Genomic DNA, 26,170 nt, shown 5'->3' with positions numbered 1-26,170 from the left:
GGCGTAAACGTCCACGGTGAGGGAAACGAAACACGGGCCCGTGTGAGCCTCCGTGCAGTCGGACTTCGGTCCGGGAACAAGGAGGAATTCCATGGCGGAATTTAGGTATGGCATAGCGGCCGTGTTCGTGACGGGGCTGGCGCTGTTCGCCGTCGGCTGCACCGGCGGCGCTTCGGACTCGGCCAAGGGCGGCAGCGCCCAGGGCTCCGGCGGAGCCGGCGACGGCAAGAAGGAGGACGAAGCCTATGAATACCGCCAGTGCCTGCGCGACAACGGTCTGAAGGTGCAGGAGCCCAAGCCGGGACAGGCCGCGGGCATCGAGGTGAAGGACGAGAAAGCGCTCAAGAAGGCGCAGGACGCGTGCAAGGACCTGCCCGGTGCCGGAAACGGCAAGGAGATGAGTCCGGAGGAACAGCAGAAGGCACTCGACAAGGCGATCAAGCACGCCCGTTGCATGCGCGAGCAGGGCATCGACATGCCGGACCCGCAAATGCAGGACGGCAAGCTGAGCATGCGTGCGGGAGGCGGTCCCGACGTGAGCCGCGAAAAGATGGACAAGGCCATGAAGGCGTGCAATGACAAGCTCGGCGAGTGAGCGCAGGCGGCCCCTCCGGAAGTACGTCATCGCCTCGACGGTCGTGGCGAGCGCACTGGTGGGCGGGACCGCCGTGGTCGCGACCAACGCCGACCACGCCAAGGGGCAGCAACAGCGCACGGACGGCCTGCCGCAGAAGACCGACACGGTCCGGCGGCAGGACCTGAGCAGCCGCACCCAGGTGGAAGGCACCCTCGGCTACTCCAAGGAACGCAAGGTCAACGGTGGGGCACCGGGGACGGTCACCTGGCTCCCGGACACCGGCGCGGTGATCAGGAGCAACGAGTCGCTCTACGAGGCCGACGGGAAAAAGGTCTGGCTGATGTACGGCGAGCGCCCCATGTACCGGAAGCTGAAGGTCGGCGACAAGGGGCCGGACGTCAGGCAGTTGAAACAGAACCTCCGCGACCTCGGCTACGGAGCGGCCCTGACCGTCGACGAGGAGTACACCTCCGGGACCGCGGACGCCGTCAAACGCTGGCAGAAGTCCCACGGTCTGCGGCAGACCGGTGAGACGGGCCCGGACCAGATCGCCTTCGCGCCGAGCTCGGTGCGGGTCAAGAAGAAGGAAGCCGCGGTCGGCGACCAGACCGGCCCCGGCCGTCCGCTGCTCACGGTCACCGGCGCCGAGCGCGAGGTGCAGATCAAAGTCGACGTCGCCGACGCCGCGCTCGCCGAGGTCGGCACCCGAGTGGAGATCACCCTCCCCAGTGGCGACAAGGTCAAGGGCAGGGTCGCCTCCGTCGACCGCAGCGCGAGTTCGGACGAGAAGGACCAGGGCGGTGGTGGGCAGGACCAGTCCGCCAAGGTCACCGCGCGGGTCACCTTCAGCGATCCGGGACGGGTCAAGGGCATTGACCAGGCCCCGGTCACCGTCGACCTCCAGGGCGAGACGCACGAGAACGTGCTGACGGTCCCGGTCAACGCGCTGCTCGCCCTGTCGGCCGGCGGCTTCGGCGTCCAGGTCGTCGAGGACGGCAAGGCCCGCGAAGTGCCCGTCAAACTCGGCCTGTTCGGGCAGGGAAGGGTCGAGGTCAGCGGATCCGGCCTCAAGGAGGGCATGAAGGTCGGAGTGCCCAAGGCATGAACACCGTCGTCGAACTGAACCAGGTCACCAAGGAGTACCCCGGCGGGGTCGCGGCGCTGCAGGGGGTGAGCCTCGGCATCGACCGCGGGGAACTGCTCGCCCTGGTCGGCCCGTCCGGCTCGGGCAAGTCCACCCTCCTGCACATCGTCGGCACCCTGGACCGCCCCACCGCCGGGACGGTCACCATCGCGGGCCACGACGTCGCCTCCCTGACCGACCGTCGGCTGTCCGCGCTGCGGGCCCGGCACATCGGCTTCGTCTTCCAGTCCTTCCACCTCGTGGCCGGAGTCAGCGCCCAGGACAACGTCGCCGAGGGCCTGCTCTACTCCGGCCTGACACGCACCGAGCGCCGCAGGCGCGCGGCGGAGGCCCTGGCGCGAGTCGGCCTCGGGGACAGGATGAGCCACCGCCCGCACGAACTGTCCGGCGGGCAGCGACAACGGGTCGCCATCGCACGGGCGGTGGTGGGCGAGCCGGACCTCCTGCTGGCCGACGAGCCGACCGGCGCCCTGGACTCCGCCTCCGGCGACGCCGTCATGCAGCTGCTGCACGACCTCAACGCCGAGGGCGCCACCATCGCGGTGATCACCCACGACACCGAGATCGCCGGCGCACTGCCGCGCCAGGTGCGCATCCGGGACGGCCGGATCGTCGAGGACACCCACCGGAAACCCCCGGCACCGGCGCAGCCACCGGCACCGGCGCCGAAGCCGTCGGGAGGTGAGGAACCGTGCGCCGCGACCGACTGACCCCGGCCCGCCTCGGCCCGCGCGACGTCCTGCACGTCGGCTCGGCGGGTCTGCGCAGTCGCCCCATGCGGGTCGTACTGTCCGCACTGGGCATCGCCATCGGCATCGCCACGATGATCGCGGTGGTCGGCATCTCCGCCTCCAGCAAGGAACAACTACTGCGCCAACTCGACGAACTGGGCACCAACATGCTGACGGTCGCCCCGGGACAGGACATGTTCAGCGGTCAGGCCACCAAGCTCCCCAAGGAAGCGCCCGGCATGATCGGCCGGATCCCCGGCGTCGAGCACGTCGGAGCGACCGGTGACCTGACGCCCACGGTCCGGCGCAGCGAGAAGATCCCCGCGAGCGACACCGGCGGACTCACGGTGAAGGCCGCCGGCGAGGGCCTGTTGAAGGCCCTGCGCGGGACGGTGAACGCAGGCACGTGGCTCAACGGGGCGAACGGGCGCTATCCCTCGGTGGTGCTCGGAAACGTCGCCGCCCAGCGCCTGGGCATCACCACGCCCGGCCAGCAAGTCTTCATCGGCAACCGGTACTTCACCGTCATCGGCATCCTCGACCCGCTGCCCTTGGCACCCGAGGTCGAACGCGCCGCCCTGGTGGGCTGGGAGGGGGCGGGCACCCTGCTGGGCTTCGACGGCCACCCCACCAAGATCTACGAACGCTCCACGGACGCCTCCGTCGAGGCGGTCCGCAAGCTGCTCGCCCGCACCGCGGACCCGCAGAACCCGCAGAACGTCGAGGTCTCCAACCCGTCCTCGGCCCTCCAGGCCAAGGCCGCGACGGAGGGCGCGTTCGACAGCCTGCTGCTCGGGCTGGGCGGCGTGGCACTGTTGGTCGGCGGCGTCGGGGTGGCCAACACCATGATCATCTCGGTGTTGGAACGCCGGCACGAAATCGGCCTGCGCCGCTCCCTGGGCGCCACCCGCGGCCAGATCCGCATCCAGTTCGTCACCGAGTCACTCCTGCTCTCCGGCCTCGGCGGACTGGCCGGCGTGGTGCTCGGAGCCGCGGCCACCTATGCGTTCGCCCTCACGGGCGGGATGCCCTGGGTGGTCCCCCCGTGGGCGGTCGGCGGCGGTTTCGCCGCCACCCTGTGCATCGGGACGGTGGCCGGCCTGTACCCGGCGGTCCGCGCCGCACGCCTTTCTCCGACGCTCGCCCTCCAAGCGGCATAGGCGGAGAGACGGTCACCACGTCCGAGCGGAGCCGACTCCCCTTCGGGGGAGTCGGCAGCGCCCCGTCGACACCGCCCTTCTCCACATCCGCGGCGCGGGCCCGTCCCCCGCCGCATCAGCAATACCCTGAACGGCAACGCCCCGGCGCTCGGTCGGTCAACGCCGCCTGACAACCGGATACCGCCACCCCGCGGAAGGAACGAGACCCGCATGAGTGCGCCGCCGCTGCCCGGAGTGCTCGGCCACCTCGCACCGATCCTGGACGACTGGGGCTACTGGGCCGTGGGCGTCCTGATCTTCGTCGAGGACTTCGGTGTCCCCTCGCCGGGGGAGACGATCCTGATCGCCGCGGCGGTGTATGCGGGTGCCGGTCACCTCCACATCGCGCTCGTCGTCACCATCGGCATCGTCGCCGCCGTCCTCGGCGACAACGTCGGCTACCTCATCGGTCGTACCGGGGGACAGGCGCTGGTGCGGCGCTACGGCAAGTACGTCCTCCTCCCGCCCGAACGGTACGAGAAGGCCGAGCAGTTCTTCACCCGCCACGGCGGGAAGGTCGTCACCGTCGCGCGCTTCTTCGAAGGGTTGCGCCAGCTCAACGGCGTCATCGCCGGCACCACCAGGATGCCCTGGCCGCGCTTCCTCGTCTTCAACGCGCTCGGGGCGGCCCTGTGGGTCGGACTGTGGGCCGGCGTCGGCTACACGGCCGGCAACCACATCACCACGATCTACACGGGGATCGACCGCTATTCGACCTACCTGCTCATCGCCCTGGGCCTGGTCGTCCTCGCCCTCGTGGCCCGCGCGGTACTGCGCCGCCGCCGCGGATCAGCCGACTGAGCCAACCGGACCTACTACGCGCCTGGCGGTCGGCCAGCACCACCGAGGAGAACCGAGCGTCGCGATCGGAGCCAGGTGCGCTCGGCCCTCATCTCGGCCGCATCGCCGCGGGCGAGGAACGATGCCCAAGGCTCGTGGCCGCGCCGGCCGCGCCGTTCGATGCGTTCGGCCTCGCGGGACTGGACGGCCTCCAGCGCGTCGAGAACCGCCGCCGGGCGCACCCCGTAGGCGGCGCACAGCGCGTTGAGGCGGCCGCTCAGGGTTGGTTCGCCGCCGACCGACGTCCTTCCGCTGCCGTTCGACGGGGCGCAACGGTACGGTGTACCAGGCGAGTTGGGTGAGGTCGTCGAGGGCATGGCCGGGTGCCGCGAAGTCCCAGTCGATGAATCCGGACAGCCGGTCGCCGCTCCAGGTGGAGTTCCACGGGCCCAGGTCGCCGTGCCGAATGATCATTCCGGGCCGCCACTCGCACTCTTGCCCCTGCCAATGCGCGTCGGCCGGCGGGCAGAAGTCCCGGACGGCGTCGTGGTAGTCGCGCAGCCAGATCCCCAGTTCGCCGATTCCCGCGGTTGACCGCAGGGTCGTCGGCCAGGGCGTGAACGCCGGTTCGCCGTGCAGCAGGGACAGCGCCTCGTCGGTGCCTTCGGTGCCGAGGACGCGCGGAGCCCGGGTGAAGCCCACGGATTCCAGGTGGGTCAACAACCCGTGCACCGCGGGCGTCCACGCGCCGACCGGCCGGCGGATCGTCCCGCCGACCCGCCGAACCACGGTCACGGGTCAGTAGCCCCGCCGCCGACGTCGGTGTCCGCAATATCAAAGCCCAGTGCGGTCAGCCCGATGTGCCTGCGAACGCGAACGCGTGCCCGAGGCATGACATGACTGTCCGTCAGGCGGGGAGGGCGAAGGCGCATCGAAAGACGTCTAGGAGCGAGGCGGAGCGGTGGGTCACCGAGTCGGCGTACGCCGGTCGTCAGCCGTGGCGCAGCGTGGCGAGCGTCGCGGCGAGGTCCGTGGGGCGGGGGCGGTTGTGCGGGAGTTTGGCCAGCAGGACGGCCATGCCGCAGGTGTTGGTGAGTGCGGAGAAGACGAGGCCGCCCGCGATGCCGGCCGAGAGGAGCTGGAAGGCCGGGTGCACCAGCAGACCGAGGAGTAGCCCCAGGAGCACCAACGCGCCGGCGGTGAGGCGTACTTGGCGCTCCATGCTCCATGAGGCGCGGGTGTCGCAGGCGGCGGGCCGCTGTAGGTCGTGTCCCTCGGTGGCCCAAGCGGTGGTGCCGCCGGTGAGGTTGGTCGTGGTGATGCCCTGCTCGGCGAGGAGGCGGCAGGCGTTCGCCGAGCGGTTGCCGGAGGCGCACACCAGGAGGACGTCGCCCCGGTCGGCCGCGTGCCGGAATGCGGGCACGGCGCGACGGATCTGGTCCAGCGGGATGTTGAGGGCTCCGGGCAGGTGGCCGGAGGCGTATTCGCCGGGGGTGCGGACGTCGATGATGGTGAGGGCGTCCAACCGGGCGCGGGCCTGATGGACGTCGAGGGTGAGGGGAGCGGTCATGGCAGTGGTGATCCTTAGTCGGTCGCCGTCGTCCCGAACCGGGGCGTACAGTACCCCTAGGGGTATTTTTCGAGGAGTGATCGTGGAACTGGATCTTGAGGGTGCGTCGCTGCGGGCCGTGCTGAACCGGCTGCGGCGGGCGCAGGGTCAGATCTCCGGCGTGATCCGGATGATCGAGGAGGGTCGGGACTGCGAGGACGTCATCACGCAGTTGGCGGCCGCCTCGCGCGCCCTCGACCGGGCCGGCTTCGCGATCATCGCCACCGGCTTGCAGCAGTGCGTGGCCGACATCGAGTCGGGCCGTAAGAACGGTGAGGACACCGAGGCGATGCGCGCGCGGCTGGAAAAGCTGTTTCTTTCACTGGCGTAAGACGTTCCGCATCGAGCGGACATCAAACCACCGCGTCCAGCAGCATGACCCCGGCCACCGCCAACAGGACGAGCGCGAACGCCCGTTGAAGGACGGGCCCGGACAGCTTCGCCGACAGGCGCTTGCCGTCCCAGGCGCCCAGGATCGCCGCGCCGGCGAACGGCCCTATGACGGCCCAGTCCAGGCCGTCGGCCGTACCGGTGCGCATCGCCAGGGCGGCCAGCGAGTTGACGGTGATGACGAGCAGGCTGGTGCCCACGGCCTCCCGCATCCGCATGCCGAGGACGTTGACCAGCGCGGGGACCGCGAGGAAGCCGCCGCCGACGCCGAGCACGCCGGTGACCGCGCCCAGACCGGCGCCGGCGGCGGTCGCCCGACCCGGCCGTACGCGGACGGTGCGCTCCGCCGAACCGCGGGCCGTGAGCATGCGGATCGCGGCGGCGGCCGCGAGCACGGCGAAGGCCACGGTCAGCGCGCTCGCCGGGAGGTGCCCGACCAGCGCGCCGCCCAGCATCGCCGGGCCGACCCCGGCAGCCGTGAACAGCAGCCCCGTGCGCCAGCGGACGTTACCGTCGCGGGCGTGCGCGGCCAGGGCGGTGGCGGAGGTGACGGTGACGATCACGAGGCTGGCGGTGGTCGCGGCGACGGGGGTGAACCCCAGCAGATAGATCAGGGCGGGGACGGCCAGCACGCTGCCACCGCCCCCGAGCGCTCCGAGCGCCAAGCCGATGACGGCACCGGCGACCAGGGCGAGTATCACGGCGCTCATGGGGCGGTCCCGATGCCGCTCCGAAGATCTTCGGTGGCCGCCATCAGCGCGTGCGGCCCGTGAGCAGCCCGGCCTGCTCGGCCGAGTCGAGGGAGTCGTCGACGGCGACGACGTCGCGCCCGGCGGCGTCCAGCATGGAGGCGGCGATGGCGGCGCGCATGCCGCCGGCGCAGTGCACCCACACCTGGCCTTCCGGAACCTCGTGGAGACGGCGATGCAGGTCATGGAGCGGGATGTGGACCGACTGCGCAAGGTGACCGCCCGCTCGCTCGGCGTTCCGGCGGACGTCCAGGACCACGATGCCGGGCGCGCGACGGGCGGCGAGTTCGGCGAAGGTGGCCCGCGGGAAGGAGGCCGGGGCCTCGCCCTGTCGAACCCAGTGCGCGGGTGCCCCGGTGGCCGCGGCGGCCGGGCGGTCGATCCCGACCCGGACCAACTCGCGCTGTGCGGCGGCCAGTTGTTCGGGTGAAGCGGCGAGCAGGGTCACCGGCTTGCCCCACGGCAGCAGCCAGGCCAGGTAGGTGGCGAGCTGCCCCTCGGCCTCGAAGTTGAACGAACCCGCCACGTGGCCCTCGGCGAAGGCGACCCGGTTGCGGAGATCCACCACCCACTCCCCGGCGGCCAGCCGTGCGGCGATCTCCTCGCCGTCGGCGACGGCGGGCGGGGTCAGGTCGACCGGCGCCGGGCCGGCGGCGTTGGTCGGACCCATGTGCGTGTAGTACGCGGGAATGTCGTCCAGGCCGGCGAGCAGATCGGCGACGAAGGTGTCGACGTCACGGGTGAGGGCCGCGTTGGACGCCCGCTCCCGGCCGATCGTGGTGGACTCGCCCGCCGTCTGGCCTGCGGAGCAGAAGCTGCCGAAGCCGTGCGTGGGCAGCACTGCCGCGCCGTCCGGCAGCTCGGCGGCCAGCCGGTGGGCCGAGGCGTGCTGGGCCCGGGCGAGGCGTTCGGTCAGCCGGGGCTCGACCAGGTCGGGCCGGCCCACCGTGCCGATCAGCAGTGAGCCGCCGGTGAACACCGCGGCGGCCAGGCCGTTCTGCTCCAGCGCGTAGGAGGTGTGGTGCGGGGTGTGCCCGGGCGTGGCCAGCGCGCGCAGCGCCAGGCCGGCCGCGGCGTCGATCTCGTGGCGGTCGCCGTCGTGCACGGGCACGTGCGGGTAGGAGACGCGGGCCCCGGCGGGGACGAGGTAGCCGGCGCCCGTGACGCGGGCCAGCTCCAGGCCGCCGGTGACGTAGTCGTTGTGCAGATGCGTCTCGACGACGTGGGATATCCGCACTCCGCGCCGCGCGGCCGCCGCGAGCACCTGGTCGATGTCGCGCGGCGGGTCGACCGCCACCGCCGTCCGCTCGCCTCCGGCCAGGTAACTGCGGTTGCCGAGCCCGGCCACCTCGATCGTGTCGATGAAGAACACGAGGCACTTCCTTCCAGCTTCCGATGAAAATTACCCCGGGGGGTATACGTCGACCGTAGCACGAGTACCCCGGGGGGTATTTCTGAGGCGGAAGGGGGTGGCGGGGCTGAAGGGAAGGAGTGCGTCGCGCGTCGCCGTATTGCGCCGCACCGCCCGAACGTTCATCGGATGCCCTCCGGGTGTGAATCCCTCGTCCCCGGAGGGCAGTTCGGCGCGTGGAGGTGCTAGTAAGGCTCCCCCTGGCGATCATCGGAATCGTCGTACCGAACCAAGGAGCAACGCATGAAGCCCCTCGTCCGCACGGGTGTGGTCGCAGCGCTGGCCGCTGGAGCGCTCGCCGCCGCCGTACTCCCGGCCGCCGCGGCCGCGAGCGCGGAGAGTGCCCGGCCGGCCACTGGAGCGCACAGGGCGCTGGCCAACCCGCAACGGGTCAGCGCCGCCGCCTACAACCAGGCCCGTAGCATCCTGGCGCAAGCCGGCAGTCAGACGGCGGCCAAGTCCCATCCCGTTCACGGAAAGAAGGACGTGCCGGTGAGCCACGGCACCAGCCTGCTGGCCGCGGCACGTGACGAGTTCCGACAGGCGGACCGGCACCTGCCGCCGAAGGACAAGAGGTCTGACATGTCGATCCCGCACTACAACGCGATCCACAACGCGGCCAGGACCATGGGCATCGACCGTTGGTGAACTCCGTCATCGCGGGGTAGCGGCCGCGGCCGGCGGGCGCCTCGTGGGTCCGCCGCGCCGACCGCTGGGGCCTTCCGAAATCCCCCGGAGCGTCAGCGTTGAGGGGGGCTTGCTGACTCGGTGAACATGCCGGACTCACCCCGGTGTTGGGGCAACAGGCGTGGCACGGAGGCGCGGGGGAGCGGGGTGGAGTCGGGGCGGCGAGGGCTCCGGTCGCCGCCGTTCCGCCCCACCACGACGGCGGCCAGGCCCAGTTCACCCAACGGCCCGCGCCTGAGGTGACGTCGCCCTCCATCGATGGCGCCCGCTGGCCGCGGCAACTCCCGGACCAGGCAAGGATCTTGCGGGTGGCTGGCAGCCCTGGCCAGAGCACTGCCCTTACTTCTACGATGCCAGGTAACGGGGAAGGGGACTCGACGTGGCACAGCGTGTGGGGCGGGTGGAGTTCGGCGTCGCCTGGGTGATCAAGAACCTGGACGGGGTCGTCGCCGTGGGACTCGGCCTGACCATCGGCATGTTGGACGTCTTCAGCGACGTGATCAGCGACAAGGTGTCGTCCGGCGCGACGCTGCTGGTGCTCGGCACGCTCGCGGTCGGCTCGTTGACGGAACGGGTGCGCCGCAGGTCCGACATCCACGCCGCGTCCGCGGACACCCGCCGCGCCCTGGAAGACCTCGCCATGGTCCGCTCCCTCTCGGGACACCAGGTCGGCGACGCACTGGAACGGGCCCGCGCACACACCAACCGCTGGTACTTCAAGGGCGGCACCGGCACCTACCTGCGCGCCGTCACGCTGCCCCGGTGCGTCGAGGCCGCCACCCGCCAGCGCGCCCAACTCAGCATCAAGATAGACATCATCAACCCGGCCGACGAGGGCACCTGCGCCGCCTACGCCCGCTTCCGCCAGACCTTCGCCCACCGCCGCAACGACGGTGCGGCACACGGCTGGACCGCCGACCGCACCCGCAAGGAGGCGTACGCCACGGTCCTGGCCGCCTGCTGGTTCCGCCAGCGGCTCGACACCCTGGAGATCAGCGTCCACCTCTCCTCGGGCGTCCCCACCCTCCGCTTCGACCTCTCCGAGTCCTGCCTGATCATCACCCAGGACGACCCGAACCGCGTCAACCTCCTGGTCGGCCGCGACCAACCGCTCTACGACTACTACGTCACCGAGCTGCACCAGAGCCGCGAACAGGCCGTCCGCCTCGACCTGCGCGGCGTCGCCCCCCTGGGCGACGAGCCCACCGTCGACGAGGTCCGCGCGGTCTTCGACGACGTCGACCTCCCCCTTCCCGCGGTGTTCAGCGACGCCGACGTCGCCGAGATCGTCGACAAAGCCCTGCACGCTGAGGACCCCTACCGGAGGTGAGACGCCTCGGGCGCGGCTCATGGACTACGACACGCTCGACCGACTGCTCCGGCCCGGCACCCCGCGCGAGGCACCCCGCGCCAGCGTCACCGGCGTCCTGGAGGACATCGCCTGCGGCAAACGGGAGTTACGCGCGGTCCACCACCCGCTCGGCTTCCTGTGCCTGCCGCTCGTCCGCGACGGCGCCCGCGGCGTCTGCGTCCACCTCTTCGGCACCGACACCCCCGCCGACCCCACCGCCTCCCCCATGCACGCCCACAGTTGGGAGCTGCGCAGTTACGTCCTCTACGGCCGGGTCGGCAACCTCCCGGTCACCGTGACGGACGGGGCGCGCACCCCCACCCACCGGATCTTCGAGGTCCTCAGCGCCCCCTCGGGCGTCGACGAACTGCGGCCCACCTCCCGCCTGGTGCACTGCCGACCGGGCCCCGCCGCCTCCAGCGGCAGCGGTGAGACCTACAGCCTGCCGGCCGGGGAGTTCCACGCCACCGTCGTCACGCGTGGACAACCCGCCGCCACCCTGGTGCTCGGCCAATCGCTACCCGGCCACACCGACCTCTCCCTGGGTCCCCTGCACGGCCGCGGCCACACGACGGTGCGCCGGCTGTGCGGTGCGGAACACACCGAACGGACCGTCCGCACAGCACTCAGGAGGATCCATGCCGAGCAGCGCGAGTGACCGGGACGCCGCACCGTACGCCGGCGAGACGCGGGTGGCCGTCGCCGCGGCCGAGGAGGCAGGGGCCCTGCTGCGCTGCCGCTTCGGCGCGGCGCGCACGGTACGCGTCAAGGACGCCGAGGGCGACGTCCTCATGGACCTCGACCTGGCCGCGGAGAAACTCATCCTCGCCCGCCTCCAGACTCACTACCCGCACGACCGGATCCTGTCCGAGGAGGCCGGCCTGCTCGACGCCGTCGGCCGCCGCACCTGGCTGGTCGATCCGCTCGACGGCAGCAACAACGTCGCGATCGGCCTGACCGCGTACGCCGTGGGCATCGGACTGTGCGTGGACGGCGCGCCGGTCGTCGGCGTGGTGCACGAACCGGTCACCGGCTCCACCTGGCGGGCCGTCCGCGGCCAGGGCGCGTCCTGCGGCGTCGACCGGCTGCCGGGGCCGCCCGGCGCGATGCCGCGCAGCGGGCCGGTGGTGGCCTGGACCCAGGGCCACGCGGTGGGCCGGGCCGACCCGGTGGCCGCGGGACTGCGCGGCCAACTGGAGTGCCGCACCCGGCGGACGCTCCAGCTCTGGGCCCCGCTGCTGGGCTGGAGCATGCTGGCGCGCGGCGCGATCGACGGCTTCGTCGGCTACCGCGCCGAGGGCATCGACTTCCCCGCGGGCGCCCTGCTGGCCACCGAGACCGGCGTGGAGTTCCGCACGCTGACCGGCGACCCCTTCACGGTGAGCTCCACAGGACCGGACACCGACCGCAGCTTCGTCGCCGCCCGCGGCGACACCCTGACCTACCTGCTCGACGTGGTCGCCCGCGCGCGGACGAGCTGAACGGGGCCGGCAGACCCCGAAGGGACGGCGGTTCAGCTCACCGCCAGCGCCAGCGTCGCCGCCAGCGTCGCCGACACGGCCAGCACGAACCCCGTCCCCATGAAGCGCCGCAGCGGGATCACCGTGCCCTGGCCGCGGCACCGCTCGAACCACAGCAGCGTCGCCAGCGACGCCCACGGCGTCACCAGCGGGCCGACGTTGGTGCCGATCAGCAGCGCCAGCAACTGGTGATGATTGCCGACCGGCACCGCCGCCTCGCCCGCCATGTACACCGGCAGGTTGTTGAGGACGTTGGACAGCCCCGCGCCCACCCCCGCCGAGCGCAGCATCCCGCCGACCCCGCCGTCCGACCCGATCGCCGCGGTCAGCAGCGCGTGCAGCCCGTGCGCGTCCACCGTCTCGACGACCAGGAACATCCCCGGCACCAGCACCAGCAGCCGCCACGGCACCAGCGACAACCGCAGCTCCGCCGGGCGCCGCACCGCGAACGCGACCACCACGATCACCATCGTGGTCAGCGACGCCGACCACAGCGGCACGTCCGCGACGAGGATCGCCACCAGGAAACCCGCACACGCCACCGCGCACACCCGGAACAGCACCGGATCGACCGGCGCCCGCCGCTCGGGCGGCACATACGCGTCGGCACCCCGCCGGCCGCGCCGCCAGTAGAAGCCCCACAGACACCCCATCGTCACGGCGATGGCGGCCAGTTGGGGCAGACCCATCGTGGCGGCCATCTCGGTGGGGGAGAGGCCGACCCGGTTCGACGCCAACAGGTTCGTCAGGTTCGAGACCGGCAGCAGCAGACTCGCGGTGTTGGCGAGCCAGACCGTCGTCATCGCCAGCGGCACCGACGCGATGCCCACCCGCCCGGCCAGCGCCAGCATCACCGGCGTCAGCAGCACCGCCGTGGTGTCCAGATTCAGCGCGATGGTGGTGGCCGACGCGAAGAGCACACACAGCCCGAACAGCCGCGCATAGCTCCCCTTCCCGGTCCGGGCCACCCAGGACGCCACCGCGTCGAACACCTCGGCCCGGCCGGTCAACTCGGCCATCACGATGACCGTGGCCAGGAAGACCAGCAGCGGCCCGATGCGCGCCATCGCCTCCCCGGCGCGCGCGGTCGGCAGCAGCCCCGTGGCCACACACACCAGGCCGCAGACGAGCAGTCCGGCGGCGAGCCAGTCCAGAGGATGCAGACGCTTGAGAAATCGCACGCCGGACAGGGTCGCACACCCGCCGGACGGGACGGGGAGCAGGCGGGGTCCGGATTCCCACCCACATCCTCGCAACCACCTGTCCCGCCACCCCCCGACCTCCTACGATGGCCCCATGGTGACTGACGGGGAACTGCTGGGCCGGACGCGGGACTTGGACTTCTTCATCAGCTATTCGCCCGCCGACGAACAATGGGCGTCCTGGATCGCCTGGACCCTGGAGGAAGCCGGGTACCGCACCGTCATCCAGGCATGGGACTTCGTCGCCGGCACCAACTTCATCGACTTCATGGACCGCGGCGTCAGCGAATCCGTCGCCGTCATCGCCGTCCTCTCCGGCCACTACGGCCGCTCCACCTACGGCCGCATGGAATGGCAGGCCGCACTCCGCGCCGAACCGGAGGAGCCCGAGCGCAAGCTGCTCACCGTCCGCGTCGAGGACACCCCCATCGAGGGCCTGCTCGCCACCATCACCTACGTCGACCTCGTCGGCGTCGCCGACCCCGCGACCGCCCGCACCCTGCTGCTCACCCGCGTCGGCCAGGCCGTCGAGGGCCACGCCCGCCCCGGCCACCACCCCGGCTACCCCGGCGCCGAAACCGCCACCGGCCCCCGCCAACTACCCCGGCCCGCCGCCCCCGTTGACGACCGGCAGCGCCCGCTCGGCCGCACCGGCTGGTCCGGCCGCCGCCGCCCCGCCCGCGCGCCCCGCTACCCACAGGCCCCCTGCGTGGCCCGCGACCAGGGCGCCCTGACCGTCCTGCACCTCGCCGGACCCGACTTCGGCCGCGGCCGCGAACCGGAAGCGCTGCGCCGGGAGATCCGCGGCGACCTCGTCGAGCTGAAGGACGCCGGCGCCCCCGCGCCCGACCTCCTCGTCGTCACCGGCGACCTCACCGCCTCCGGCAGCCCCCGCGAATGCGACCAGGCCCTCAGCTTCCTCACCGGCCTGCGCTCCCAACTCGACCTGCCGCCCCAGCGCGTCATCGTCGTCCCCGGGAACCAAGACGTCAGCCAGGCCGCCTGCCGCGGCTACTTCCACACCTGCGAGGCCGACGAGATCCCGCCGCAGCCCCCGTACTGGCCCAAGTGGCGCCACTACACCCGCCTCTTCCGCGGCCTCTACGAGGGCTTGGACACCGTCTTCGACAGCGACCAGCCCTGGACCCTCTTCCCGGTGCCCGAACTCCACACCGTCGTCGCCGGGTTCAACTCCTCCATCGCCGCCAGTCACCGCCCCGACGACCAGTACGGCTTCCTCGGCCGCGACCAGGCCGCCTGGTTCGCCGAGGCGCTGCGCGGCTACGAGGAGGAGGGCTGGCTGCGCATCGGCGCGCTCCGCCACCCGCTCACCGCCCGCCGCCGCCCCCAGGACGCCCCCGGCGGCCCCGGCACGCTCCGCGACGTCGACACCTTCACCCGACTCGCCGCGCCCCGCCTCCACTTCGTCCTGCACGGCCCCAGCGGCGGCCCCCGCACCACCGGCACCGAGCCGGCCCTCGACCACCTCCCGCTCCAGAACGGCACCCTGCCGCTCTACGGTTCGGCCGCCCCCGCCGGCTTCGAGCTGCTGCGCGTCACCGCCGACGGCATCACCCGCTGGACCGGCGACGGCGGCACCGAACCGGCCGTCTTCCCCCTCACCTGGCACGGCGCCGGCCGGATCTTCACCCCGCCCGGCGAGCCCGCGGACCCGCCCGCCGCCACCCCGCCCGCCGACAACCGCACCGTCGACGCGCCCGCAGACTCCCTCACCGAACGCGTCAAGGAGGTCTGCCGCGCCCGCCAGGAAGGCGTCCGCCTCCGCGACGTCCCCCGCACCGACCCCGACGACCTCGCCCAGATCATGGTCACCTGGAGCGACGAGGGCGTCGTCCGCCAACAGCGCATCGCCGTCCACCCCGGCACCCCCACCGACGACGAACTCGACCGCTTCCTCGCCCAGGCCCACGCCACCGACACCGGCTCCGAGGCCGAACTGATCCACGACGGCCCGCCCCCCGAGCCATCCCTGCGCGAACGCGCCGGACGCCGCGGCATCCGCGTCCGCAGCTTCCTGGAGTTCCAGGGCCTCCTCGACCTGCGCGCCTACGTCACCGCCCAGACCGCCCGGCTCAGCAACGACGACCGCTACGCCCCCGACCTCTACCTCCCGCAGCGCTACCGCGACGCCGAACGCCCCGACGCCGACGAGCGCGACCACCTCGTCGAGGCCATGCTCCAACTCCTGGAGACCGACCACGGCCGCTTCCTGCTGCTCCTCGGCGACTTCGGACATGGCAAGACCTTCGCCCTGCGCGAGCTGGCCCGCCGCATCCCCGAACGCCTCCCGCACCTCACCCCGTTGCTCATCCCGCTGCACACCCTCGACCGCGCCCACAGCCTCGAAGGGCTCGTCGCCGCCCACCTCGCCGGCCACGACGTCGACACCATCGACCTGCGCGCGCTGCGCTACATGCTCGGCCAGGGCCGCGTCGTCCTGCTCTTCGACGGCTTCGACGAACTCGTCAACCGCGTCAGCTACGACCGCGCCGCCGACCACCTCCAGGTCCTCCTCAACGCCGTCGTCGACAACGCCAAGATCGTGGTCAGCAGCCGTACCCAGCACTTCAAGTCCCAGGACCAGATCCTCACCGCCCTCGGCGAACGCATCGGCCTGCTCCCGCAGCGCCGCATCCTCGCCGTCGAGGGCTTCGTCCCCGAACAGATCCGCGCCTACCTCGTCAACCGCTACGGCGACGAGGAGACCGCCGCCCGCCGCTTCGAACTCCTCAGCAACATCCCCGACCTGCTCGCCCTGTGCGCCAACCCCCGCCTGCTCAGCTTCGTCGCCGACCTCGACCCCGACCAACTGCGCGCCGTCGCCGGCGCCGGCCGCGCGCTGAGCCCCGCCCGGCTCTACGAGGACGTCTTCACCTCCTGGCTCGCCCACGAGGAACGCCGCGGTCAGGGCGGCCCCGGCGCCGCCCCCGGCCTCACCCTCGACCACCTCTGGGCCGCCGTCACCGCGCTGGCCCGCCGGCTGTGGGAGACCGGCCGCAGCGGCCTGCACCTCGACGAACTCACCGACACCGTCGCCACCGCCCTCACCGGACTCGCCGGCACCACCCTCACCACCCAGGAGAGCGCCCAAGCCATCGGCGCCGGCAGCCTGTTGATCCGCACCGACGAGGGCCTGTTCCAGTTCATCCACGGCTCCGTCGTCGAATGGCTCATCGCCCGCGAGGCCGCCGACCGCCTCGCCGACGGCGACACCAGCCTGCTCGCCGCCCGCCAACTGAGCGCCCTCGCCGTCGAGTTCTTCTGCGACCTCGCCGACCACGACCTGAACACCGCCTGGGTCCGCACCGTCCTCAACGCCCCCGGGCCCGGCGTCAGCGACGCCGCCCGCGCCAACGCCGTCCGCGTCATCGACCGGCTCCGCGTCCCCGCCGGCGCCGACCTGCGCGCCGCCCGCCTCTCCGGCGACGACCTCTCCGGACGCGACTTCTCCGGCGTCGACCTCACCGGCGCCGACCTCACCGACACCCGCCTCATCGGCGCCAACCTCTCCGGCGCCGTGCTCCGCGACGCCCGCCTCAACGACGCCCGCCTCGACCACGCCGACCTCTCCGGTGCCGACCTCACCGGCGCCGACCTGCGCGGCGCCCGCCTCACCCGCGCCGACCTGCGCGGCGCCCGGTTGACCCGCAGCCGCTGGCACCGCGCCGCGCTCATCGAACCGCTCATCGACGCCGAGGTCCGCGCCGCCCCCGAACTCCGCACCGCAGCCCTCGCCCCCGGCATGCCCGTCGAGGTCGGCTTCCGCCCCGCCGCCGTCGGCGTCCCCTACGGCTTCGACATGCGCACCAGCAGACTGCCCGAACCCCTCTCGTACAGCCCCGGGGGCGAACTCCTCGCCGTCGGCAGCGAGGACGGCGGCGTGCTGGTCTGCGCCGCCGACACCGGCCTCGCCCTGCGCACCCTGCACGGCCACGAAGGCCGCGTCTACGCCGTGAAGTTCCGCTCCCGGGTGCTGGCCACCGGCGGCGCCGACGGCACCGTCCGCCTGTGGGACCCGGTCTCCGGACGCCAACTGCACCGCCTGGACGTCCACCCCGGCGGCGTCTGGCCGGTCTCCCTCGACGAGGCCGGGACCCTCGTCGCCACCGGCGACGCCGACGGCCTGGTCACCCTCTGGGACGCCGCCACCGGTGAGGCGCTGCGCCAACTCCCCGGCCACACCGCCCCCATCTACACCGCGGTCTTCAGCCCCGACGGGCGGACCCTCGTCACCGGCGACGCCGCCGCCAACCTCCGCGTCTGGGACGCCGGCACCGGAGAGTGCACCGGCAGCCTCGACGGCCACGAAAACGCCGTGTTCCGCGCCCGGTTCAGCCCCGACGGCACCCTCCTGGCCACCGGCGACCACGGCGCCGACGGCCACGGCACGGTCCGCGTCTGGCGCGTCGCCGACCAACGCCTGCTGCACTCCTTCACCGGCCACACCGGCCGCGTCTACACCCTCGACTTCCACCCCGAGGGCACCCTCCTCGTCAGCGGCGACACCGACGGCCAAGTACGGCTGTGGGACCCCGTCGTCGGCGCCCCCGCCGGAGCCCTGGAGCGCTGCTCCGGCGCCGTCTACCAGGTGATGTTCGGCAACGGCGGACGCCTCCTGGCCGCCTGCGACAGCGACGGCACCGTCCGCCTGTGGCGCGTCGCCCTCTCCGGCGGCCACCGCACCATCAGCCTGCTGCGTCAACAACCCATCGAACACCGCGGCTCCGCCTGGGCCTGCCGCTTCCGCCCGCACGGCAGCCAACTCGTCACCGTCGGCAACGACGGCGGCGCCCAGATCTGGGACGCCGACACCGCCCAGGGCCAGCGCATCCTGCGCGGCCACGGCCGCCGGGTCAACACCGTCGCCTTCAGCGCCGACGGCACCCGCCTGGCCACCAGCGGCAACGACGGCATCGTCCGGCTCTGGGACGCCCGCACCGGCCGCCGCACCGCCGAACTCACCGGCCGCGGCGACCGGTTGGTCTCCGCCACCTTCAGCCCCGCCGGCCCGATCCTCGGCACCGCCAGCAACGACGGCGACATCTACCTCTGGAACGCCGCAACGGGCGAGTACCTCCGCGAGATCGACGTGGAGACCGACCACACCTGGGCCGAGGCGTTCAGCCCCGACGGCACCCTGCTCGCCACCGCCAACGACGACGACTCCGTCCGCCTGTGGTGGCGCGCCACCGGCGCCCATGTCGCCGCCCTCTCCGAACACCGGGGCCGGGTACGCTCCATCGCCTTCTCCGGCGACGGCACCGCCCTCGCCACCGGCTGCGACGACGGCCGGGTCCGCCTCTGGGACAAGGAGAGCGCCGCCCTGACGGCCGAACTCGACGGCCACGGCGACCGCGTCTACGCCGTTGCCTTCGGCTCCGACGACGACTGGCTGGCCAGCGCCTCCTGGGACGGCACCGCCATCATCTGGCGCGACGGCGCCCCCCGCCACGTCCTGACCGGACACCACGGCCGCCTCTGGGCGGCCGCCGCTCACCCCCGGCTGCCGCTGCTCGCCACCGCCGGCGACGACCGCGTCATCTGCCTCTGGGACGCCCGCACCGGCACCCGCACCGCCCGCCTGACCACCCGCCTCACCGGCCACACCGGACGCATCTTCTCCCTCGCCTTCAGCCCCGACGGCACCCGTCTGGCCAGCGGCGGCGAGGACGGCATGGTCCGCCTGTGGAACCTCCCCACAACGGACGCCCCGCCCACCCCCCACGCCACCCTCATCGGCGTCCCCGGCGGCTGGGCGGCGCTCACCCCCGAGGGCGGCTACAAGTACGAGGGCGAGGTGGCCGGCGAGTTCTGGCACGTCGTCGGCATGGCCCGCTTCACCCCCGGCGAACTGGACGACTACCTCCCGGGCGTCCAACGCATCCCGCTCGACGAGGAGTTGTGAGACCGGGGGCGGACATCCCGCCCCCGGCTCTCCGCCGCCCCCTCAGTGCCTGACCAGGCCGCCCACCGGAACGGCAGCGACATGCCCCGTCGCCGGCAGCGTCCGTGCCAGCTCCAGGCCGACGTCCACCAGCGACGACCGATGCCGGACGACCACCTCGGAAAGCGGGGTCCACACCGACTCGACGATCTCCCCGTTCGGCTCCGGCCGCAGCCGGCCGCCCACGAGGCGCACCCGGTAGAAGACGCCGACGTTCTGGTGCTCCGCCCCACCGGGCACGGCACGCTCGGCCGCGGGAATCACCCTCGAATCCACGCCCAACAGCCGTTCCACCACGGCCTCACCACCGGTCTCCTCCGCCACCTCCCGGATCACGGCGTCGAACGGATCCTCCCCGTGCTCGACCCGACCACCGGGAAGGGTCCACGTGGAACCGGTCACCGCCGACACATGACGAGCGAGCAACACCCGCCCGCCCTCAACGCACACGGCATACGCCGCCAGCCGGAAACTCATACCCCTACCTCCCGCTCGACCCATCGGACAAGCCCCAGCCAGCCCGGACTCCAGCGTCCCTGGCCACTCGCCGGCGTACCCCTCACAGGGGTTGGAAGCGACAACTGCCCGGACGCTCGACATAGACCTGACCCGTCTCCACCGCGTAGAACCAGCCGTGCAACCGCAGCTTCCCCGCGGTGATCCGCCTGGCGACGAAGGGGTAGGAGCGTATGTTCCCCAGCTGTATCAGCGTGTGGAGTTGGGCCATGGTGTCGGGATCCGTCCGGCCCGTGCGGGACGCCCGGGCCGCCTGGCGGGCCATGGGCAGCTCGCTGGCCGCGCGCGTCCCATGGCCGGCCAGGTCGAGCCACTTCGCCAACAGCGGCATGAACGTCAGTTGGCGCGGGTGCATCAACCCCTGTACCGCTCCGCAGTGCGAGTGGCTGCACACGACGATGTCCGGTACGTGGAGCGCGGTGACCGCGTACTCCAGCGTCGCGGCGATGCCACTGGCCGCCTGCGGCCGGTAGCGGGGGACGATGTTGCCCGCCACGCGTAATTCGAAGAGCTCGCCGGGCCGGGCTCCGGTGAACAGGGTGGGGACCACCCGGGAGTCCGAACACGTGATGAACAGGGCCAACGGCCGCTGCCCATGAGCGAAGTTCCCGAGATTCCAACCCCGTTGGGCGACCCGGTGCGGAAAACTTCGGGCGTTGTCCAGGAATGCTTTCATGATCGACCTCGTCTTCGGTGGAACGGTCCCCGTCCCGGGGCAGCACAGGGCGATGCGACGGCCGCCTGGGACAGCCCGTTGAGGCGGCTCGTCGGGGCAGTTCGTTACACGGCATGGCCGCGAGCACGGGGAGGTGCCGTGCGCAGGACGGACGGAGTGGGGTGAACCGCCGCTCCGACCCCGGCCGACGCACCGGCGGCGGAAACTCAGGCGCGCTCCGACGGTCCCCGCGACGTTCCGGGCGCTTCTGGGCCCGGGCCGCGGTCAGCTGTCGGTGGCCCGACCACGGCTCGTCGTGGCACGGGACCGTCTGCGGTCCAGTCTGTGCACGGAACGGAGTGCGGTGCGCCTCCCCGAAGACAGGGAGGGGAAATCGGCCTGCCATGTTTGCGGGGAAGACTGCCGCGCATGGCCATTGGGCGTCAGGAAGTTGCGCACCTCGCACCCGTCCTTCCAGCGACAACCGAACTGTAGAGGCGTGGATCCGGCGGAATCGGTCGTATGACCGAGCGTCATCCGGCACCCTCCCCAGCGGTCCGCAGGGAACACTTTCAGCCAGTTTGATGCCGGGTGATCACGGTGTGAACCAAGGAAGTGGCAACGGTGCACCGAGAGTTCACCTAGGACCCCCCAGGCAATCCCCAAGAACGCAATCCCACCCCGGTGCGAATGCGACGCCACCCGGCTAACCGGTTCCGCGAGCAGCATGAGCGCCTCCCTACGGGCCCGGTCGCCCGACACTCCGGGCGGCCGGCCCGCCCTCCGGTACCCACCACTCCACGGATACTCACACCATGCAGAAACTCTCTCTGGACGCACAGGCACGTGAACACCTGGAACTCGCCGCGGCCTCCACCTCCGGACGCAGCGCGGAAACCGTCTACGGCGGACACGAGCACACGTTGCGTCAGACCGTCCTCGCCCTGACCGCAGGTTCCGAACTCGCCGAGCACGACAGCCCCGGCGAGGCGACCCTTCTGGTGCTCCGCGGACGCGTGCGGCTCACCAGCGGCGACACCTCCTGGGACGGCCGCATCGGTGACCTGCTCGTTATCCCCCCGGACCGGCACAGCCTCCACGCCGTCGAGGACGCGGCGGTGCTCCTGACGGTCGCCAAACGCGTCACCTCCGCCTGACGCTGACGACGCGTACGCCGTCACGACCCGCAGTTGTGGCGGCGTACGCGCGGACCGGGTGCGGGAACTTCCCGTCGGTCATGCACCCGTCGTCGCGGCGCGGCGGAGCTGGCGCCCCGTCCGTACGCCTACGGAGCGTCCCACAGCGTGACAGTCGGGTCATCCGTCGTGCTCGTCCGCCGGATCGAGCAGGCCCTGAATCTCGCGGATCACGGCGCGTTCGTCGTGGGCCCGTTTGACGTCGACGCTGACCTTCCGGCCGTTGGGCAGTTCGACCGTGAGGGAGACGTCGGGGCGGCGGCTGGTCAGCCAGGTGCAGAGCGGAGTGATCAGCGCGGCGACACCGCCGGTACCGAGGACGACGGTGAGGGTGTCCAACATCGCGCCCATATGGCCCGGTTGCGGGGAACCGCGCAGCCAGTCCACCCGCCCGCGCAGTCGGTCGTCCGACGCCAGCCACTCCTGCAGCGACCGCAGCAACGCCTCCGCCTCGTCCCCGTCGACCGCCACCGACCACCGTTCACCAACCGAACCCGAACCCGAACCCGCACCCGAACGCGGCATCAATTCCCCCCTGACGTGAAGAAGTTGGAGCCCGAGCGCACCATCCTGACACGAACGGGCCGGCGGCGGATCCGATTCACGGCGGCACGGTGCACCCGGCCGCCGAGCCTGGGGGATTGCCAAGCGCGCCGGGACGTTTCACTCGTCCTGGGCCAGGCCCGACCCCGACGGGGGGCTTGGCTGCCAGCACAGACAGCCCCGGTGGCACAAGTGGCCGGACCTGACGAGGAGTTGCCGGATGCCCGAGCGCCCACCGTTCCCGCGCCCCATCGGGAGGTCCACCTCGTCGCCCGTCCCACGGGTTTGCCGTCCGAGGAACCCTTCGCCGTCGTGGCAGCGCCCGTGCCTGTGCCCGTGCCTGGGCCGGGCCAGGCGGCCGGCATCACCCTGCGCGGCACCGCCCTCGACGACCATCTCGACGTCATCCCCGAGTGGATCGATGTCTTCGGCCGTGAACTGCGCAACGGCACGCTCGCCTTTCCTCGCACGGTGCTGTCCGGAATCGATCAAGCCCCGTGTGCCCTAAGGGAGTTGCTGGTCGGCCAGCACGTCGGCGCCGTGCACGTGGAGCTGTGACCGGCTGGCTCCGGGCTACTGGGCGGAGACCTTGTGGACGGTGGTGTCGTCGGGGCGGAGCCGCCGCCCGTCCGCGGAGAGCACTTCCAGGGCGCGCAGGCGGTGCCCCTGCCGGCGGTCGACCAACTCCGAGTGCGGTTCGTCGGGTTCGAAGAAGTTCTGTTCGCCCCACTGCCGTAGCGCCACGATGACGGGGAAGAGCGCCTCGCCCTTCGGTGTCAGTGCGTACTCGCGGTAGGCGCTGCCGTCCGAGGCGGGGACGGATTCGAGGATGCCGCCGGCGACCAGGGTGCGCAGGCGCGCGGTGAGGATGTTCTTCGCCACGCCGAGGCTGCGCTGGAACTCCCCGAAGCGCCGGCTCCCGTCGAAGGCGTCCCGCACGATCAGCAGGGACCACCAGTCACCGATCGCGTCCACTGACCGGGCGACGGGGCATTCGCTGTCGTCGAAGCGCGTCCTGCTCACCATGGCGTCCCTCTCCCTCTCTCCCGCTCTCGAATCTCTCTCACTCCAACTTCGGTTGCAACATGCTACCAAAGGAGTTAGCGTCACGACTGGTAGCAAGTTGCAACCACAATCCGAGGGGGTACTGATGCCTGGCAACTCTGAGGCCATGACGCGACGGTCCGAGACCTGGCGCGAGAGAGGACCGGCGTTCGCCCTGTCCCGCGGCGTCGTCATACTGTTCGCCGTCGCCTGCGGGGCCGCGGTGGCCAACGTCTACTTCTCCCAGCCGCTCCTGGTGACCATGGGGCACGACCTGGGCATGAGCCCGGCACTCGTCGGCGGCGTGGTCACCCTCACCCAGGTCGGATACGGACTGGGGCTCTTCCTCCTGGTGCCGTTGGGCGACGTGGTCAACCGCAGGCGCCTCATCGTGGCCCAATTACTGCTCCTGGTAGCGGCGTTGCTCGTGATCGCCAGCGCCCACACGGCGGCGATCCTGCTCGTGGGCATGGCCACCATGGGGCTGCTCGCGGTCGTCACCCAGACACTGGTGGCCTTCGCTGCCTCACTGGCCCCGCCCGCCGGGCGCGGGCGGGTCGTCGGCCTGGTCACCAGCGGCGTGGTCACCGGAATCCTGCTCGCCCGCACCGCGTCCGGCCTGATCGCCGACCTCGCGGGCTGGCGCTCGGTCTACCTCGCCTCGGCCGCGCTCAGTGCGCTGCTCGCCCTGATCCTCTACCGGGTGCTGCCGCGCCACGTGGAGGCCCCGCCGACGACCCTGCGCTACGGACAACTCCTGCGCTCGACCCTCACCCTGTTCGCACGGGAACGACTGTTGCGGCTCAGGGCCCTGTTCTGCCTGCTGATCTTCGCCGCCTTCAGCACCCTGTGGAGCAGCATCGCACTACCGCTCAGCGCGGCCCCGTACTTCATGTCCCACAGTGCGATCGGGGCGTTGGGTCTGATCGGCGTCGCCGGCGCCCTGGCCGCGAGCGTGGCCGGCCGCCTCAACGACCGCGGACTCGCCCAGCGGACCACCGGCATCGCACTGGCACTGCTCGCCGCCTCGTGGCTGCCCTTGGCCTACACCCGCAGCTCGCTCTGGGCCCTGTTCGCCGGCGTGATCCTGCTCGACCTCGCCGTACAGGCGGTCCATGTCACCAACCAGACACTGATCTACGCGCTGCACCCGGACGCGGGCAGCCGACTGATCGGCGGATACATGGTCTTCTACTCGATCGGCAGCGCCACCGGCGCCATCACCGCGACCGCCCTCTACACGACGGCCGGCTGGGGCGCCGTCTGCGCCCTGGGCGCCACGTTCAGCCTCCTCGGGCTCGCACTGTGGACGTTCACCCGCCGCAGTGCCCCGACGCCCACCACCAACACGCCTGCCCACAGCGGTGGTTGAGACTTCTCATCGAGCGGCTGGGTGCCTGGGGAGTGGGGTACTGGGTGCCTGAGCGCCTGAGTGTCTGGGGCAGGAATCCTAGGAGCCCTTGACCTTCGGTTTGTTCTTGCCGGAGTCCCAGGTCCATTGGGGGCTGGAGAACGGCGTGCGCGTGAGATAGGTGCGGGCAACGGTTCCGAGGTTGGTGTATGCCTCCTCGGCGTAACCCGTCTTCTTGCGGTCCTTGGCGTACTGGGCGATCTTCGCGTCGACCGTTTCGAGCGTCTTGTACTGGGCGCTGCTCGCGCCGATGATGAAGCGGACGGCGGCGTCGAACTTGTCCCCGGGGTCGTCGGCACGGTTCCTGGGGCCGGTGAAGAGGTTGCCGGGCAGCCAGATGTAGATCTGCGCGAAGCTGTCCCAACCGGTGGGCCGGGCGGCACCGGCCTGGTGGGTGATGGTCTTGTTCTTGATGCCGGTGGCGAGGTCCTTGACCTGCTGGCGGTCCGTGGGGACGAGCGTGGTGCCGTACTTGTCGACGTTCTGGATGATGGCGTTGAGCACGGGGGTCGCGGCGGCCAGGACCTTGTCCTCCAGGACCGCGTTCCACAGCCAAATCAGCCCGACCTTCGGGCTCTTGGGGACGATGTGGTGGTACATGAGCTCGACCTGGTGGCCGGAGACCGTCCCGTTCCCCGGTGCGGGGTAGGGGTGGGACAGCTCCTGCATGGCGAGGTTGTAGGCAGGCACGGCGTCGGCGCTCCTCGACTCGTCAGCGGTGCGGGGCCGGAGAGCCCGATGCTGCCAGGGGTCCGTCACGGCGGACAGGGCGCGGGAGGTGTTCCGGCCACCGGGGCACTCGTACGGTGCCCGTCAGCGCGCCACCCGACCATGCCGAGCGGACGACAACCAACGGGCACCGCACAACCCATTGAGCAGCACACGGACCGGGGCTCACCCGGACTCCGGCCTAGCTCACGTTGCGTCAGTGGAACTGCCCGGCCACGTAGTTGCCGGCCGGCTGCTGGGTGATGATGTTCAGCCGGTTCGCGGCGTTCATGAAGGAGACCAGGGTCACCAGGGCGACCAGTTGTTCCTCGTCGTAGTGCCTGGCGACGTTCGCCCACACCTCGTCGCTGACGCCGGTGGCCGCGTCCGCGACCCGGGTGCCCTCCTCCGCCAGTGCCAACGCGGCACGCTCGGCCTCGGTGAAGACCGTGGCCTCCCGCCACGCCGCGACCAGGTTCAGCCGCACCGCGGTCTCGCCGGCCGCGGTGGCCTCCTTGGAGTGCATGTCGATGCAGAAGGCACAGTCGTTGATCTGGCTCACGCGCAGCGACACCAACTCCTGCGTCGCGGCCGGCAGGGTGGTGTCCTTGAGAGCCTTGCCCGCCGACATGAAGTGCTTGAGGGCCTTGCCGGCGGTCGGGCTGGCGAAGTAGTTCAGTCGCGCGTCCATGGGGTGCTCCCGAGGGGTCGTCTCGTCAGTGGCTACAACTCTCAGACGAGACGGCCCGCTCCACTGTGACATGTGCGGGGGTGACCCGCGT

Annotated in this window: 25 protein-coding genes; 14 read left to right on the top strand and 11 right to left on the bottom strand. The window is 71.7% G+C overall.

Annotated features, from left to right (window positions below; genetic code table 11):
- Nucleotides 1-91 precede the first annotated feature (91 nt).
- The 5 genes from PV796_RS01315 (at nt 92) to PV796_RS01295 (ending at nt 4,452) form a co-directional block, all read left to right on the top strand.
- A complete protein-coding gene (locus PV796_RS01315) occupies nt 92-595 on the top strand; it encodes a hypothetical protein (RefSeq protein WP_274910885.1) in 504 nt (167 codons plus the stop codon).
- On the top strand, nt 576-1,682 hold the full coding sequence (locus tag PV796_RS01310; protein ID WP_274910884.1) for a peptidoglycan-binding protein: 1,107 nt from the start codon (nt 576-578) through the stop codon (nt 1,680-1,682). The genes PV796_RS01315 and PV796_RS01310 overlap by 20 nt, the downstream gene beginning before the upstream one ends.
- Entirely contained in the window at nt 1,679-2,431 is a 753-nt protein-coding gene (locus PV796_RS01305; protein WP_274910883.1) for an ABC transporter ATP-binding protein, read from the top strand. Before PV796_RS01310 ends, PV796_RS01305 begins: the two co-directional genes overlap by 4 nt.
- Nucleotides 2,413-3,612 carry an ABC transporter permease gene (locus PV796_RS01300; protein ID WP_274910882.1) on the top strand — a complete coding sequence of 400 codons (1,200 nt, stop codon included), beginning with the start codon at nt 2,413-2,415 and terminating at the stop codon, nt 3,610-3,612. Before PV796_RS01305 ends, PV796_RS01300 begins: the two co-directional genes overlap by 19 nt.
- A 210-nt stretch (nt 3,613-3,822) precedes the next feature.
- The gene (locus tag PV796_RS01295; protein ID WP_274910881.1) at nt 3,823-4,452 is read left to right on the top strand and encodes a DedA family protein; all 630 of its coding nucleotides are present in this window, start codon (nt 3,823-3,825) and stop codon (nt 4,450-4,452) included.
- On the opposite strand, the gene PV796_RS42195 is transcribed toward PV796_RS01295, so the two are convergent.
- Both PV796_RS42195 and PV796_RS01290 read right to left on the bottom strand, forming a co-directional pair.
- Nucleotides 4,441-4,905 carry a phosphotransferase gene (locus PV796_RS42195; protein ID WP_446750665.1) on the bottom strand — a complete coding sequence of 155 codons (465 nt, stop codon included), beginning with the start codon at nt 4,903-4,905 and terminating at the stop codon, nt 4,441-4,443. The genes PV796_RS01295 and PV796_RS42195 overlap by 12 nt on opposite strands.
- A gap of 517 nt (nt 4,906-5,422) precedes the next feature.
- Entirely contained in the window at nt 5,423-6,001 is a 579-nt protein-coding gene (locus PV796_RS01290) for a rhodanese-like domain-containing protein (protein WP_274910880.1), read from the bottom strand.
- An 82-nt stretch (nt 6,002-6,083) separates the two neighbouring features.
- Between PV796_RS01290 and PV796_RS01285 the strand changes: the two genes are divergently transcribed.
- A complete protein-coding gene (locus tag PV796_RS01285) occupies nt 6,084-6,371 on the top strand; it encodes a metal-sensitive transcriptional regulator (RefSeq protein ID WP_274918812.1) in 288 nt (95 codons plus the stop codon).
- Nucleotides 6,372-6,393: 22 nt separating this feature from the next.
- Here the strand turns inward: PV796_RS01285 and PV796_RS01280 are convergent, their stop codons facing one another.
- Together PV796_RS01280 and PV796_RS01275 are read right to left on the bottom strand one after the other, a co-directional pair.
- Entirely contained in the window at nt 6,394-7,140 is a 747-nt protein-coding gene (locus PV796_RS01280; protein WP_274910879.1) for a sulfite exporter TauE/SafE family protein, read from the bottom strand.
- Nucleotides 7,141-7,183: 43 nt separating this feature from the next.
- A complete protein-coding gene (locus tag PV796_RS01275) occupies nt 7,184-8,551 on the bottom strand; it encodes an MBL fold metallo-hydrolase (RefSeq protein WP_274910878.1) in 1,368 nt (455 codons plus the stop codon).
- Between the two features lie 282 nt (nt 8,552-8,833).
- Between PV796_RS01275 and PV796_RS01270 the strand changes: the two genes are divergently transcribed.
- The 4 genes from PV796_RS01270 to PV796_RS01255 all read left to right on the top strand — a co-directional run bounded on the left by PV796_RS01270 (nt 8,834) and on the right by PV796_RS01255 (nt 12,109).
- Nucleotides 8,834-9,238: a hypothetical protein gene (locus tag PV796_RS01270; protein ID WP_274910877.1), complete on the top strand. Its 405-nt coding sequence runs from the start codon at nt 8,834-8,836 to the stop codon at nt 9,236-9,238.
- A 418-nt stretch (nt 9,239-9,656) separates the two neighbouring features.
- On the top strand, nt 9,657-10,607 hold the full coding sequence (locus PV796_RS01265) for a hypothetical protein (RefSeq protein WP_274910876.1): 951 nt from the start codon (nt 9,657-9,659) through the stop codon (nt 10,605-10,607).
- 19 nt (nt 10,608-10,626) lie between these two features.
- The gene (locus tag PV796_RS01260) at nt 10,627-11,286 is read left to right on the top strand and encodes a hypothetical protein (RefSeq protein ID WP_274910875.1); all 660 of its coding nucleotides are present in this window, start codon (nt 10,627-10,629) and stop codon (nt 11,284-11,286) included.
- Nucleotides 11,267-12,109: an inositol monophosphatase family protein gene (locus PV796_RS01255; protein ID WP_274910873.1), complete on the top strand. Its 843-nt coding sequence runs from the start codon at nt 11,267-11,269 to the stop codon at nt 12,107-12,109. The genes PV796_RS01260 and PV796_RS01255 overlap by 20 nt, the downstream gene beginning before the upstream one ends.
- A gap of 32 nt (nt 12,110-12,141) precedes the next feature.
- On the opposite strand, the gene PV796_RS01250 is transcribed toward PV796_RS01255, so the two are convergent.
- On the bottom strand, nt 12,142-13,329 hold the full coding sequence (locus PV796_RS01250) for an SLC13 family permease (protein ID WP_274910872.1): 1,188 nt from the start codon (nt 13,327-13,329) through the stop codon (nt 12,142-12,144).
- Nucleotides 13,330-13,444: 115 nt separating this feature from the next.
- Here PV796_RS01250 and PV796_RS01245 point away from each other — a divergent pair, with 115 nt between their 5' ends.
- Nucleotides 13,445-19,276, top strand: coding sequence for a WD40 domain-containing protein (locus PV796_RS01245; RefSeq protein WP_274910871.1), 5,832 nt, complete (start codon nt 13,445-13,447; stop codon nt 19,274-19,276).
- Nucleotides 19,277-19,318: 42 nt separating this feature from the next.
- Here PV796_RS01245 and PV796_RS01240 read toward each other — a convergent pair whose 3' ends face one another.
- Nucleotides 19,319-19,792, bottom strand: a complete 474-nt coding sequence (locus PV796_RS01240) for an NUDIX hydrolase (protein ID WP_274910870.1) — start codon at nt 19,790-19,792, stop codon at nt 19,319-19,321.
- 82 nt (nt 19,793-19,874) lie between these two features.
- Nucleotides 19,875-20,507, bottom strand: coding sequence for a carbonic anhydrase (locus tag PV796_RS01235; protein WP_274910869.1), 633 nt, complete (start codon nt 20,505-20,507; stop codon nt 19,875-19,877).
- A gap of 794 nt (nt 20,508-21,301) precedes the next feature.
- Here PV796_RS01235 and PV796_RS01230 point away from each other — a divergent pair.
- The gene (locus PV796_RS01230) at nt 21,302-21,643 is read left to right on the top strand and encodes a cupin domain-containing protein (protein ID WP_274910868.1); all 342 of its coding nucleotides are present in this window, start codon (nt 21,302-21,304) and stop codon (nt 21,641-21,643) included.
- A gap of 159 nt (nt 21,644-21,802) precedes the next feature.
- Here the strand turns inward: PV796_RS01230 and PV796_RS01225 are convergent, their stop codons facing one another.
- A complete protein-coding gene (locus tag PV796_RS01225) occupies nt 21,803-22,153 on the bottom strand; it encodes an effector-associated constant component EACC1 (protein WP_274910867.1) in 351 nt (116 codons plus the stop codon).
- Nucleotides 22,154-22,561: 408 nt separating this feature from the next.
- Between PV796_RS01225 and PV796_RS01220 the strand changes: the two genes are divergently transcribed.
- Complete coding sequence (locus tag PV796_RS01220; RefSeq protein WP_274910866.1) at nt 22,562-22,783, top strand: hypothetical protein; 222 nt, start codon at nt 22,562-22,564, stop codon at nt 22,781-22,783.
- 15 nt (nt 22,784-22,798) lie between these two features.
- On the opposite strand, the gene PV796_RS01215 is transcribed toward PV796_RS01220, so the two are convergent.
- The gene (locus PV796_RS01215; RefSeq protein ID WP_274910865.1) at nt 22,799-23,251 is read right to left on the bottom strand and encodes a winged helix-turn-helix transcriptional regulator; all 453 of its coding nucleotides are present in this window, start codon (nt 23,249-23,251) and stop codon (nt 22,799-22,801) included.
- Between the two features lie 124 nt (nt 23,252-23,375).
- On the opposite strand from PV796_RS01215, the gene PV796_RS01210 reads away from it, so the two are divergent.
- Nucleotides 23,376-24,641: an MFS transporter gene (locus PV796_RS01210; RefSeq protein WP_446750549.1), complete on the top strand. Its 1,266-nt coding sequence runs from the start codon at nt 23,376-23,378 to the stop codon at nt 24,639-24,641.
- A 78-nt stretch (nt 24,642-24,719) separates the two neighbouring features.
- Here the strand turns inward: PV796_RS01210 and PV796_RS01205 are convergent, their stop codons facing one another.
- Both PV796_RS01205 and PV796_RS01200 read right to left on the bottom strand, forming a co-directional pair.
- Entirely contained in the window at nt 24,720-25,370 is a 651-nt protein-coding gene (locus PV796_RS01205; RefSeq protein ID WP_274910864.1) for a hypothetical protein, read from the bottom strand.
- A 235-nt stretch (nt 25,371-25,605) separates the two neighbouring features.
- On the bottom strand, nt 25,606-26,079 hold the full coding sequence (locus PV796_RS01200) for a carboxymuconolactone decarboxylase family protein (RefSeq protein ID WP_274910863.1): 474 nt from the start codon (nt 26,077-26,079) through the stop codon (nt 25,606-25,608).
- Nucleotides 26,080-26,170 lie beyond the last annotated feature (91 nt).

The organism is Streptomyces sp. WZ-12, assembly GCF_028898845.1.
Taxonomy (GTDB): Bacteria; Actinomycetota; Actinomycetes; order Streptomycetales; family Streptomycetaceae; genus Streptomyces.
This window is presented reverse-complemented; position numbering and strand designations above follow the sequence as displayed.